The organism is Pseudomonas sp. MF6776 (assembly GCF_016613125.1).
Classification (GTDB): Bacteria; Pseudomonadota; Gammaproteobacteria; order Pseudomonadales; family Pseudomonadaceae; genus Aquipseudomonas; species Aquipseudomonas iridis.
This window is the reverse complement of sequence record NZ_JAENSQ010000025.1, coordinates 64,846-77,545: the sequence shown is the minus strand read 5'-3', so window position 1 is coordinate 77,545 and position 12,700 is coordinate 64,846. Positions and strand designations below refer to the sequence as shown.

The 12,700-nt window shown below is 59.8% G+C and carries 13 protein-coding genes; 9 read left to right on the top strand and 4 right to left on the bottom strand.

The genetic code is table 11. The features are described from left to right. Positions 1–180 precede the first annotated feature (180 nt). From JJD74_RS23485 to JJD74_RS23465, 5 genes are all read left to right on the top strand, one after another. Complete coding sequence (locus JJD74_RS23485) at positions 181–1,005, top strand: NAD-dependent epimerase/dehydratase family protein (RefSeq protein WP_200616933.1); 825 nt, start codon at positions 181–183, stop codon at positions 1,003–1,005. Positions 1,006–1,049: 44 nt separating this feature from the next. Continuing rightward, entirely contained in the window at positions 1,050–1,943 is an 894-nt protein-coding gene (locus tag JJD74_RS23480) for an SMP-30/gluconolactonase/LRE family protein (RefSeq protein WP_200616935.1), read from the top strand. Positions 1,944–2,003: 60 nt separating this feature from the next. Next, the gene (locus JJD74_RS23475) at positions 2,004–2,975 is read left to right on the top strand and encodes a TRAP transporter substrate-binding protein (protein WP_200616932.1); all 972 of its coding nucleotides are present in this window, start codon (positions 2,004–2,006) and stop codon (positions 2,973–2,975) included. A 77-nt stretch (positions 2,976–3,052) separates the two neighbouring features. After that, positions 3,053–3,580: a TRAP transporter small permease gene (locus JJD74_RS23470; RefSeq protein WP_042559676.1), complete on the top strand. Its 528-nt coding sequence runs from the start codon at positions 3,053–3,055 to the stop codon at positions 3,578–3,580. Then, the gene (locus JJD74_RS23465) at positions 3,580–4,860 is read left to right on the top strand and encodes a TRAP transporter large permease (RefSeq protein ID WP_200616931.1); all 1,281 of its coding nucleotides are present in this window, start codon (positions 3,580–3,582) and stop codon (positions 4,858–4,860) included. The genes JJD74_RS23470 and JJD74_RS23465 overlap by 1 nt, the downstream gene beginning before the upstream one ends. 47 nt (positions 4,861–4,907) lie before the next feature. Here the strand turns inward: JJD74_RS23465 and JJD74_RS23460 are convergent, their stop codons facing one another. From JJD74_RS23460 to JJD74_RS23450, 3 genes are all read right to left on the bottom strand, one after another. Then, positions 4,908–5,708, bottom strand: coding sequence for a sulfite exporter TauE/SafE family protein (locus JJD74_RS23460; RefSeq protein ID WP_200616930.1), 801 nt, complete (start codon positions 5,706–5,708; stop codon positions 4,908–4,910). A 9-nt stretch (positions 5,709–5,717) separates the two neighbouring features. Further along, entirely contained in the window at positions 5,718–6,962 is a 1,245-nt protein-coding gene (locus tag JJD74_RS23455) for an NAD(P)/FAD-dependent oxidoreductase (protein ID WP_200616929.1), read from the bottom strand. A 164-nt stretch (positions 6,963–7,126) separates the two neighbouring features. Next, positions 7,127–7,468: an ArsR/SmtB family transcription factor gene (locus JJD74_RS23450; RefSeq protein WP_150595589.1), complete on the bottom strand. Its 342-nt coding sequence runs from the start codon at positions 7,466–7,468 to the stop codon at positions 7,127–7,129. 96 nt (positions 7,469–7,564) lie between these two features. Between JJD74_RS23450 and JJD74_RS23445 the strand changes: the two genes are divergently transcribed. Next, a complete protein-coding gene (locus JJD74_RS23445; RefSeq protein ID WP_047300614.1) occupies positions 7,565–8,428 on the top strand; it encodes an MBL fold metallo-hydrolase in 864 nt (287 codons plus the stop codon). Between the two features lie 27 nt (positions 8,429–8,455). On the opposite strand, the gene bkdR is transcribed toward JJD74_RS23445, so the two are convergent. Next, entirely contained in the window at positions 8,456–8,944 is a 489-nt protein-coding gene (gene bkdR, locus JJD74_RS23440; protein ID WP_042559682.1) for a Bkd operon transcriptional regulator BkdR, read from the bottom strand. A 185-nt stretch (positions 8,945–9,129) separates the two neighbouring features. Between bkdR and JJD74_RS23435 the strand changes: the two genes are divergently transcribed. From JJD74_RS23435 to JJD74_RS23425, 3 genes are read left to right on the top strand one after another with little or no spacing between them, the layout of a single operon-like run. Then, a complete protein-coding gene (locus JJD74_RS23435) occupies positions 9,130–10,365 on the top strand; it encodes a 3-methyl-2-oxobutanoate dehydrogenase (2-methylpropanoyl-transferring) subunit alpha (protein ID WP_042559683.1) in 1,236 nt (411 codons plus the stop codon). A gap of 1 nt (position 10,366) precedes the next feature. Continuing rightward, positions 10,367–11,425, top strand: a complete 1,059-nt coding sequence (locus JJD74_RS23430) for an alpha-ketoacid dehydrogenase subunit beta (RefSeq protein WP_042559684.1) — start codon at positions 10,367–10,369, stop codon at positions 11,423–11,425. Continuing rightward, the gene (locus JJD74_RS23425) at positions 11,426–12,700 is read left to right on the top strand and encodes a dihydrolipoamide acetyltransferase family protein (protein ID WP_200616928.1); all 1,275 of its coding nucleotides are present in this window, start codon (positions 11,426–11,428) and stop codon (positions 12,698–12,700) included.

Here is a 12,700-nt window from a genome sequence, read left to right as displayed (position 1 = left end):
CCTGAGTCAGCTGCCGGTAATGCGTAGTCATCTGCGCTTGAATCCTTCGGTGTGAGAGCCTGGATTCTACCGGTGGCTGGCTCTCTGCCTCTCGTTTCAAGCGTTGCGCTTATTCTATGAATTCAGGCAGTCATACGACAACCTACAACAAACCTAATAACAATGAGTTCAGGGATTGCCATGACGTCCACCTCTACCTCACGCGCCCCATTCAATCGCCTGCTGCTGACCGGTGCTGCCGGCGGCCTGGGCAAAGTCTTGCGCAAACGTCTGCGGCCTTACGCCAATGTGCTGCGTTTGTCTGATATCGCTGCGCTCGCCCCGGCCGTGGATGATCGCGAAGAAGTCGTGCTGTGCGATCTCGCCGACAAAAACGCTGTGCACCAACTCGTCGAAGGCGTCGACGCGATCCTGCATTTCGGCGGTGTGTCCGTTGAACGGCCGTTCGAAGAGATACTCGGCGCCAACATCTGCGGCGTCTTCCACATCTATGAAGCCGCGCGCCGACATGGCGTGAAACGGGTGATCTTCGCCAGTTCCAACCACGTCATCGGCTTCTACAAACAGGACGAACAACTCGACGCCAGCTCCGCCCGCCGCCCCGATGGTTACTACGGCTTGTCCAAGTCCTACGGCGAGGACATGGCCAGTTTCTACTTCGATCGCTACGGCATCGAAACCGTGAGCATTCGCATCGGCTCTTCGTTCCCGGAACCACAGAATCGCCGAATGATGCACACCTGGCTGAGCTTCGACGACCTCACCCAATTGCTCGAACGCTCGCTGTACACACCGAATGTCGGCCACACCGTGGTGTATGGCATGTCCGACAACAAGGACGTCTGGTGGGACAACCGCTTGGCCAGCCACCTCGGCTTCGAAGCCAAGGACAGCTCTGAAGTATTCCGCGAAAAAGTCGAAGCACAGCCGATGCCGGCCGCCGATGACCCGGCGCGTATTTATCAGGGCGGCGCCTTCGTTGCGGCCGGCCCGTTTGGTGACTGACCTGTCCACTTGATCCCCCTCCAACAAGAACCAAGGGAATGAGTATGCAAGCCGAATTGATCGTCGACGCCCGCAACGCGGTCGGTGAAAGCCCGGTCTGGGTGCCGCAGGAAAACGCCCTCTATTGGGTGGATATTCCCAACGGTGGCCTGCAACGCTGGAGCGCCGACACCGGGCATGTTCACGCCTGGAAAGCCCCGCAAATGCTCGCCTGCATCGCCCCTCACAGCCGTGGTGGCTGGATCGCGGGCATGGAAACCGGTTTCTTCCGGCTGTACCCGAACGCGGACGGCAGCCTCGACAGCGAATTGCTCGCTACGGTCGAACACAGCCGCGAAGACATGCGCCTCAACGATGGTCGTTGCGATCGCCAGGGCCGTTTCTGGGCAGGCAGCATGGTGCTGAACATGGGTTTGAACGCGCCCGAAGGTCGGCTCTATCGCTACGGCGCCAACGAGTCCGGTGTGATCGACGCGCAACTCGACGGTTTCATCGTACCCAACGGGCTCGGCTTCAGCCCCGATGGCAAAACCATGTACTTGTCCGACTCGCATCCCAACGTGCAACTGATCTGGGCTTTCGATTACGGCACTGCCAGCGGCACACCGTCGAACCGGCGCGTCTTCGTCGACATGAATCAGCACTGCGGCCGCCCTGATGGCGCGGCGGTCGATGCCGACGGTTGCTACTGGATCTGCGCTAACGACGCCGGCCTTGTCCACCGTTTCACCCCCGATGGACGCCTTGATTATTCGCTGCCAGTGCCGGTGAAGAAACCGACCATGTGCGCCTTTGGTGGCGCCCGAATGGACACCCTGTTTGTCGCTTCGATCCGCCCCGGCGATGACCACGACCCGCAGTCTCTGGCCGGCGGCGTGTTCGCTCTGAACCCCGGCGTCAAAGGCCTGCCGGAGCCTCTTTTCAACGATTTGCTTTAACCCGCCTCTGCTGCACCGCTGTGCCTTGAACACAAAAATAACAAGACTGGAGACACCCCCATGGACTTCAAACGCACCTTGCTCGCCGCTGCACTTCCGCTGGCCTTCACCCTCAGCAGCGCCGCTCACGCGCTGGAAATCAAATTCGCCGACATCCACCCCGCCGGTTATCCAACGGTTGTCGCCGAAAAAAGCATGGGCGATGCCCTGACCAAGGAAACCAATGGCGACCTGACCTTCAAGTACTTCCCGGGCGGTGTGCTCGGCTCGGAGAAAGAGGTCATCGAACAGGCGCAGGTCGGCGCGATCCAGATGACACGTGTCAGCCTCGGCATCGTCGGCCCGGTCGTACCGGATGTGAACGTGTTCAACATGCCATTCATCTTCCGCGATCAGGCGCATATGCGCGCCGTCATTGACGGCGAAGTCGGCGATGCAATTCTCGACAAGATCAGCAATTCCGAATTCGGTCTCGTCGCCCTGGCCTGGATGGACGGCGGTACGCGCAACATCTACACCAAAAAACCGGTGCGCAAACTCGAAGACCTCAAGGGCATGAAGATTCGCGTGCAAGGCAATCCGATGTTCATCGACACCATCAACGCCATGGGCGGCAACGGCATCGCGATGGACACTGGCGAGATCTTCAGTGCCCTGCAAACAGGGGTGATCGACGGCGCGGAAAACAACCCGCCGACCCTGCTCGAACACAACCATTTCCAGAACGCCAAGTACTACAGCCTGACCGGTCACCTGATTCTGCCCGAGCCCATCGTGATGTCGAAAATCACCTGGGAAAAACTGACTCCCGATCAACAAGTACTGGTCAAGAAAGCAGCCAAAACCGCGCAGGCCGAGGAACGCGCGTTGTGGGACGCCAAGTCCACCAGCAGTGAAGAGAAACTCAAGGCTGCCGGCGTGGAGTTCATCACCGTCGACAAAAAACCCTTCTACGAGGCCACCGCTTCGGTCCGCGAAAAGTACGGCGCGCCTTACGCCGACCTGATCAAGCGCATCGAAGCCGTTCAGTAACTCTCTGTCCTCAATGAAAGGCCCGGCAGCGCTGACCTCGTTTGGTGTCAGCGCCTGCCCGGTTACGGTGGAACCCGATGAAGAATCTACTGCTGAGCATCAATGACCGGATCTACATGGCCTGCATCTGGGTCGCCGGTCTGTCGGTGCTGACCATTTCCCTGATCATCCCCTGGGGCGTGTTTGCCCGTTACATCCTTGGCACCGGTTCGAGCTGGCCGGAGCCCACCGCCATCCTGCTGATGATGGTTTTCACCTTCATCGGCGCTGCCGCCAGTTATCGAGCCGGTGCACACATGGCCGTGGCCATGGTCACCGATCGCCTGAACCCGAACATGCGCAGAACCATGAGCATCGTTTCCCAGGTGTTGATGGGCATCATCTGCCTGTTCATGACCATCTGGGGCACAAAGCTGTGCCTGTCCACCTGGAACCAGTTCATGAGCGCCATGCCTACCCTGCGCGTGGGCATCACTTACATGCCGATTCCGGTTGGCGGCGCGCTGACATTGATTTTCGTCGTGGAAAAACTGTTGCTGGGTGACCAGAGCAATCGCCGCGTGGTGCGGTTCGATCTGGTTGAAGAAAACGAAGGGGCTGCCTGATGGACGCATTGATTTTGCTGGGCAGTTTTATCGTACTGATTCTGATCGGCATGCCGGTCGCCTACGCCCTCGGGCTGTCGGCACTGATCGGCGCATGGTGGATCGACATTCCGTTTCAGGCCCTGATGATCCAGGTCGCGGGCGGGGTGAACAAATTCTCGCTGCTGGCGATTCCGTTCTTTGTTCTGGCCGGGGCGATCATGGCCGAGGGCGGCATGTCCCGGCGCCTGGTGGCGTTTGCCGGTGTACTCGTCGGGTTCGTGCGTGGTGGCCTGTCGCTGGTCAACATCGTGGCGTCGACGTTTTTCGGCGCCATTTCCGGCTCGTCGGTAGCCGACACCGCTTCTGTGGGTTCGGTGCTGATCCCGGAAATGGAGCGCAAAGGTTACCCGCGTGATTTCTCCACGGCGGTGACCGTCAGCGGTTCCGTGCAAGCGCTGTTGACCCCGCCGAGCCACAACTCGGTGCTTTACTCGCTGGCCGCCGGCGGCACCGTGTCCATCGCATCGCTGTTCATGGCCGGCGTGGTTCCCGGCCTGTTGATGAGCGCGTGCCTGATGGCGCTGTGCCTGATTTTCGCGCGTAAACGCGACTATCCCAAAGGCGAAGTCATCCCGATGCGCCAGGCCCTGAAAATCTGCGGCGAAGCGTTGTGGGGTTTGATGGCGATGGTGATCATCCTCGGCGGCATCCTGTCGGGGATTTTCACTGCCACCGAATCGGCTGCCATCGCAGTGCTGTGGTCGTTCTTCGTGACCATGTTCATCTACCGCGACTACAAGTGGAGTGAACTGCCCAAGCTGATGCACCGCACCGTGCGGACGATTTCGATCGTGATGATCCTGATCGGTTTTGCCGCGAGCTTCGGCTACATCATGACCCTGATGCAGATTCCGGCGAAGATCACCACGCTGTTCCTGACCCTGTCGGACAACCGCTACGTGATCCTGATGTGCATCAACGTCATGCTGCTGTTGCTCGGCACGGTGATGGACATGGCGCCGCTGATCCTGATCCTCACGCCCATCCTGATGCCGGTGATTCTCGGCATTGGCGTCGACCCGGTGCAGTTCGGCATGATCATGCTGGTCAACCTCGGGATCGGATTGATAACACCGCCGGTGGGCGCCGTGCTGTTTGTCGGCTCGGCGGTGGGCAAGGTCAGTATCGAGAGCACCGTCAAAGCGCTGCTGCCGTTCTATGCGGTGCTGTTCATGGTTTTACTGCTGGTAACGTACGTGCCGGCGATTTCGTTGTGGTTGCCGCATCTGGTGTTGTAACGCAGTACTTGTGGCGAGGGATTTGCTCCCTCGCCACAGGGTTTCCCTCAAGCCCGCAACAACATATACCCCGCCACCACCAGACACACACTCGCAAACCCCACCTGCAACGCACGTGCCGGCACCCTTGCGCAGAGCTTGCGCCCGATGACCATGCCGACAACGCTGGCGACAATGAACGCCGCACCCAGGCTGTCGATCCGCACGCCGGCATGAAACGCGCCGATCACGCCGATCGCCGAAATAAGGCTGATCACCATCAATGACGTGGCAACGATGCCGCGCATCTGCACATCGGTCAGTTGCTTGAACGCCGGCACGATCAAGAAGCCGCCACCCACGCCTAACAATCCTGAAACCACGCCCGTCACCGCACCCAATGCCGCCAGCGTTGCAGTGCATTTGGCCGTCCAGTCGAAGCGTCCGGTCTCTTCATCGAGCATGCAATTCTTCTGGCCCCAACTGGCGTGGCCATGATCACTCGGCCCCGCTTGCTGACGCTCGCGCCGCAGCATGCGCCAGGCCACCATGACCATCAGCAGGCTGAACAGAATCATCAGGATTTTCTCCGGCAACTGATGCGCGAAGTAGATCCCCAGCGGCGAAAACACCGCGCCGAGTGCAGCAATCAATAGCGCCGCGCGATAACGCACCAGACCATGACGCAAGCCATCGATCGCGCCGACCGCCGCCGCGCTGCCGACGGCAAACAACGCCACTGGCGCCGCTTGCGTCATCGTCCAGCCGAGCCCGAGCACCAGCGCCGGTACCGCAAGAATCCCGCCGCCGGCCCCGGTCAACCCGAGGACCAACCCCATCACCACGCCAAACAGACTTGCCAGCAACATAGGGTTTTCTCAATCGACCTTGGACAGGCTGGTCAGCCATTCGCGACCTTTGAGCATGCCGTTCCAGTAGAACCACGGCAGCAGCGTTGCCTTTAACCACCATGCCGACCGACGTGGCACGGTCGGGTCCAGGGCAAAGGTCGGCAGCAATTTACCGGCATAACCGAACTCGGCGAGGATCACCTTGCCCTTCTCCACCGTCAGCGGGCAGGAACCGTAACCGTCGTATTTCAACGGCAGCGGTTGTTGCTTGCGCAGGGCCAGCAGGTTTTGTGCGACCACCACAACTTGCTTGCGCACTGCCGCTGCAGTTTTCGCGTTGCTGGTGCCACAGATATCGCCCAGTGCGAACACCTCGGGATAACGCGGATGCTGCAGGCTGTGCGGATTGACTTCGCACCAGCCAGCGGCGTCGGCCAATGTGCTTTGCGCAATGAACTCCGGCGAAACCTGCGGCGGCACGACGTGCAGCAGATCGAAGGTTTTCGCCTCGCGGGTGACGTTGCCGTCGGCGTCCTTGACCTCGAACCACGCGGTTTTCGACGGGCCGTCGACCTTGACCAGATTCGCGTTGAACGCCAGTTGCGCGTTGTACTTCTCGATGTATTTCATCAGCGGCGGCACGAACGTGGCCACGCCGAACAACGCGGCGCCCGCCAGATTGAATTCGACATTGATGTTGTTCAGCACGCCGTTCCTGCGCCAGTGATCACAGGACAGGTACAAGGCTTTTTGCGGCGCACCAGCGCATTTGATCGGCATTGCCGGCTGAGTGAACAGCGCCTTGCCGCCACGCAGTTTCTGCACCTGATCCCAGGTGTACTGCGCGTGCTGATAGTTGTAGTTGGAGGTGACGCCGTGCTGGCCGAGGCTGTCTTTCAAGCCCTCGATTTTCTCCCAGGCAAGACGCAGGCCTGGGCAGACGATCAGGTTTTGATAGCTGACACTGCGTTGATCGCTGAGGCTGAGTTGGCGGTTGTCCGCGTCGATTTGGGTGACCGCCGCTTGAATCCAGGTTGCCTGGCGCGGCATGACTTTGCTCATCGGTCGAACGGTGTCTTTCACGTCATAAGCGCCGCCACCGACCAGCGTCCACGCCGGTTGGTAGTAATGTTGGGAACTCGGTTCGATAACGGTGATGTTCAAGTGCGGGTCGCGCTTGAGCAGGCTGGCGACGAAGGCGATACCGGCAGTGCCGCCGCCGATGACCACGATGTCTGCACTGATGGATGGGCCACAGTGTTGAACGTTCATTGCTTGTTCCTTATAGCTGCACGCAAGGTTACCCGTCATACACAAAACCTGTGGGAGCTGGCTTGCCAGCGATGGCGGAGTGTCAGTCGCCATCAATCTCGAATGAAAAATCCTCATCGCTGGCAAGCCAGCTCCCACAGGGAATGTGGTGTGTTGGCGGATATTTACTGATGACCCAGGCTCTTGAGCACGGCGCCACAATAGAGGCCGGACAATGTCTTCATCACCTGAATCACTTCAGGACTGGCCAGCCCGTAGAAGATGTATTTGCCCTCACGACGGGTGCCGACCAATCCCTCATCGCGCAGGATGCCCAGTTGCTGGGACAGCGTCGGTTGACGCACGCCGGTCATCTTTTCCAGTTCGCCGACATTGCGTTCGCCCTGAGTCAGCTGACAGAGGATCAACAGGCGATCTTCATTGGCCATGGCCTTGAGCAGCGAACAGGCCTTGGAGGCCGAGGCGCGCAATTGGGCGACTTCACATTCGGTCAGACTGGATTGCATTTGCATGATGCCTTCAACGTCACTTAAGCTGCGAACATTATGTTTTTACATAAAGTGTTGCAACTGACTTTTCCACCCTTGCACAGGTTCATGTCCATGACCGCGTTGATTGAAGCCTTTCTTGACCCCGCCTCCTCGACCTACAGCTACGTGGTCTACGAGGCCGACGGCGGACAATGCGCAATCGTCGACCCGGTGCTCGACTACGATGGCGCCGCCGGCCGCACCTGCACCGCTCAGGCTGATCGGATCATTGCGTTTGTCCGCGCACATGACTTGCAAGTGCAATGGCTACTGGAAACCCACGCCCACGCCGATCACCTGTCCGCCGCGCCGTATCTGCGCCGGGAACTGGGGGGCAAGATCGCGATTGGCGAGTCGATCAGCAAAGTGCAGAACGTGTTCAAGGCGTTGTTCAATCTCGAGCCAGAATTCTGTGTCGATGGCTCGCAGTTCGATCACCTGTTCGCGCCGAACGAATCATTCACCATCGGCAACCTCAAAGCCACGGCGCTGCATGTGCCGGGGCATACACCGGCGGACATGGCTTACCTGATCGATGGCGAGCAGATTCTGGTCGGTGACACGCTGTTCATGCCGGATGTGGGCACTGCGCGCTGCGACTTCCCCGGCGGCAATGCCCATCAACTGTTCAACTCGATTCACAAACTGCTGGCCTTCCCTGCCAGCGTGAAACTCTACGTTTGCCATGACTACCCGCCAGAGGGCCGCGACGCACACTGCCAGACCACCGTTGGCGAGCAGCGTAAAAGCAACATTCATGTGCATGACGGCATTGATGAAGCGGCGTTCGTCGAGATGCGTACCAAGCGTGATGCCGGGCTGGGCATGCCGACGCTGTTGCTGCCGGCGATTCAGGTAAATGTGCGGGCGGGGAATTTTCCGGCGGCGGAAGACAATGGTGTGGTTTATCTGAAGATTCCGATTAACAAGCTTTAACGTCAAAAGATCGTCCGATCTTGCCTTTCAGACACCCAACGTCAACCCATTCGCCGGCAACGGCAACGCGGTCTTATAGCGCACCTGCTTGAGCGCAAAGCTCGACCGGATATTCGCCACCCCCGGCACTTTGGTCAGAAAGTCCATCATGAATCGCTCCAGCGATTGGATGGACGGCACCAAAACCCGGATCAGATAGTCCGGGTCGCCGGCCATCAGGTAGCACTCCATCACCTCGGGGCGATCGGAAATCGCCTCCTCGAAATGCTGCAATGCCTCCTCCACCTGCTTCTCCAGGCTGACGTGAATGAACACGTTGACATGCAGGCCCAGCAGATCGGCGTCGAGCAGCGTGACTTGCTCGCGAATCAGGCCCAATTCTTCCATTGCCTTGACCCGGTTGAAACACGGGGTTGGCGACAGGTTTACCGAGCGTGCGAGGTCAGCGTTGGTGATGCGCGCATTCTCCTGAAGGCTGTTGAGAATGCCGATATCGGTACGGTCCAGTTTGCGCATGAGACAAAACCACCTGTTTTTTATGTTTATGCAGATTTTTTATCTGCAAATCATCTCCAGCGCAACGAAACAGAGAGAAATATTCTTCTTGCCCGCGCCTATGATTGTTGTAGGACAAGATTTCTTCCAGCGAAGAATGACTGCCAGCTCACTACAAGAAATTCACAAGATCGAGCGTAGAAGCCATGACCCAAGCGTACGAACCGCTGCGTCTGCACGTCCCTGAACCCTCGGGCCGTCCAGGCTGCAAAACCGACTTTTCCTACCTGCATTTGACCGATGCCGGTACGGTGCGCAAACCTTCCATCGACGTTGAACCCGCCGACACCGCCGACCTGGCGCGAGGCCTGATTCGCGTGCTCGACGATCAGGGCAACGCCCTCGGCCCATGGGCTGAAAACGTGCCGGTCGAGATCCTTCGCAAGGGCATGCGCGCCATGCTCAAGACGCGTATCTACGACAACCGCATGGTGGTCGCCCAGCGTCAGAAAAAAATGTCGTTCTACATGCAAAGCCTTGGCGAAGAAGCCATCGGCAGCGCCCAGGCGCTGGCGTTGAACGTCGACGACATGTGTTTTCCGACCTACCGTCAGCAAAGCATTCTGATGGCGCGCGACGTGCCGCTGGTCGACCTGATCTGCCAGTTGTTGTCCAACGAGCGCGACCCGCTCAAGGGCCGTCAACTGCCGATCATGTACTCAGTCAAGGACTTCGGCTTCTTCACCATTTCCGGCAACCTCGCCACCCAGTTCATTCAGGGCGTGGGCTGGGGCATGGCCTCGGCGATCAAGGGCGACACCAAAATTGCCTCGGCCTGGATCGGCGACGGCGCCACTGCCGAATCAGACTTCCACACCGCCCTCACCTTCGCCCACGTTTATAGGGCGCCGGTGATCCTCAATGTGGTCAACAATCAGTGGGCGATTTCGACCTTCCAGGCCATCGCTGGCGGTGAAGCCACCACATTCGCCGGACGCGGCGTCGGTTGCGGCATTGCCTCGCTGCGTGTTGACGGTAACGACTTCTACGCGGTCTACGCGGCTTCTGCCTGGGCTGCCGAGCGCGCCCGCCGCAACCTCGGCCCGACCATGATCGAATGGGTCACCTACCGCGCCGGCCCGCACTCGACCTCCGACGATCCATCCAAATATCGTCCTGCCGATGACTGGAGCCACTTCCCGCTCGGCGACCCGATCGCGCGTCTCAAGCAGCACCTGATCAAGATCGGCCACTGGTCCGATGAAGAACACGCCGCCGTCAGCGCCGAACTCGAAGCCGAAGTGATTGCCGCGCAGAAACAGGCCGAGCAGTACGGCACCCTCGCCGGCGGCCAGATTCCAAGCGCCGCGACCATGTTCGAAGACGTCTACAAAGAGATGCCGGAGCACTTGAAGCGCCAGCGTCAGCAGTTGGGGGTCTGAGATGAACGATCACAACAACAATATTCAGCTGGAAACCGCCATGACCACGACCACCATGACCATGATCCAGGCCCTGCGCTCGGCCATGGATGTGATGCTTGAACGTGACGACAACGTGGTGGTATTCGGTCAGGACGTCGGTTACTTCGGCGGCGTGTTCCGTTGCACCGAAGGCCTGCAGACCAAATATGGCTCGTCGCGGGTGTTCGACGCACCGATTTCCGAAAGCGGCATCGTCGGCGTTGCCGTTGGTATGGGCGCTTACGGTTTGCGTCCGGTGGCCGAGATCCAGTTCGCCGACTACGTCTACCCGGCGTCCGACCAGATCATTTCCGAAGCGGCGCGTCTGCGCTATCGCTCGGCTGGCGAGTTCACCGCACCGATGACCCTTCGCATGCCGTGCGGTGGTGGCATCTACGGTGGCCAGACCCACAGTCAGAGCATCGAGGCGATGTTCACTCAGGTCTGTGGTCTGCGCACGGTCATGCCGTCCAACCCGTATGACGCCAAAGGTTTGCTGATCGCCTCCATCGAAAACGATGACCCGGTGATCTTCCTCGAACCAAAACGCCTGTACAACGGCCCGTTCGACGGCCACCACGACCGCCCGGTAACCCCGTGGTCGAAACATCCTGCCGCGCAGGTTCCGGACGGCTACTACACCGTGCCGCTGGACGTCGCCGCGATCACCCGTCCGGGCAAGGACGTGACCGTGCTGACTTACGGCACCACCGTATATGTCTCGCAAGTGGCCGCTGAAGAAAGCGGCGTCGACGCCGAAGTCATCGACCTGCGCAGCCTGTGGCCGCTGGACCTGGAAACCATCGTCAAATCGGTGAAGAAAACCGGTCGCTGCGTAGTGGTTCACGAAGCCACTCGCACCTGCGGTTTCGGCGCAGAGTTGGTGTCGCTGGTGCAAGAGCACTGTTTCCATCACCTGGAAGCGCCGATCGAACGCGTCACCGGTTGGGACACCCCCTACCCGCACGCGCAAGAGTGGGCGTATTTCCCTGGCCCGTCCCGAGTGGGCGCGGCTTTGAAACGGGTCATGGAGGTCTGAATGGGCACGCACGTTATCAAGATGCCGGACATTGGCGAAGGCATCGCAGAAGTAGAACTGTCGCAATGGCACGTCAAGGTTGGCGATCTGGTGGTTGAAGATCAGGTGCTGGCCGATGTCATGACCGACAAGGCGATGGTCGATATTCCGTCGCCGGTGCATGGCAAGGTGATTGCGCTCGGTGGTCAGCCGGGTGAAGTGATGGCGGTCGGCAGCGTGCTGATCAGCATTGAAGTGGAAGGCGCGGGCAATCTGAAAGAGTCGGCGGCGCCGGCTCCGGTTACTGTCAAGGAACCTGCTGCACCGAAAGCCGAAGCTGTCGTAGAGACCAAACCCGCCGCCGCTGCACCGCGCTCGGCTGCCGTTTGTCAGGGCCCGATGGTTGCCCGTGAAGCGAATGAGCGTCCGCTGGCCTCCCCGGCCGTGCGCAAACATGCGCTGGATCTGGGCATTCAATTGCGTCTGGTGCGTGGCAGTGGCCCGGCCGGTCGCGTATTGCATGAAGACCTCGATGCCTATCTGGCGCAAGGTCAATCCAACGCTCAAGCGCCAGTCGCCGCCGCTTATGCCCAGCGCAACGACGAAGAACAGATTCAAGTGATCGGCATGCGCCGCAAGATTGCCCAGCGCATGCAAGACGCCACGCAACGTGCCGCGCACTTCAGCTACGTCGAAGAAATCGACGTCACCGCGATTGAAGAACTGCGCGCGCATTTGAACGAAAAACACGGCGCCAGCCGTGGCAAGTTGACCTTGCTGCCGTTCCTCGTCCGCGCACTGGTGGTGGCCCTGCGAGACTTCCCGCAGATGAACGCCCGTTACGACGACGAAGCCCAGGTCATCACTCGCCTCGGCGCCGTGCATGTCGGGGTCGCCACGCAAAGCGATGTCGGCCTGATGGTACCGGTGGTGCGTCACGCCGAAGCGCGCAGCCTGTGGGACAGCGCTGCAGAAATCTCGCGCCTGGCCAACGCCGCCCGCAACGGCAAGGCCAGCCGCGATGAACTGTCCGGCTCGAGCATCACCCTGACCAGCCTCGGTGCGCTGGGCGGCATCGTCAGCACGCCGGTGCTGAATCTGCCGGAGGTGGCCATCGTCGGCGTCAACAAAATCGTCGAACGTCCGATGGTCGTCAAAGGCCAGGTACTGATACGCAAGATGATGAACCTCTCCAGCTCCTTCGATCACCGCGTGGTCGATGGCATGGACGCGGCGCTCTTCATCCAGGCCATTCGCGGCCTGCTCGAACAACCCGCAACGCTGTTTGTGGAGTGA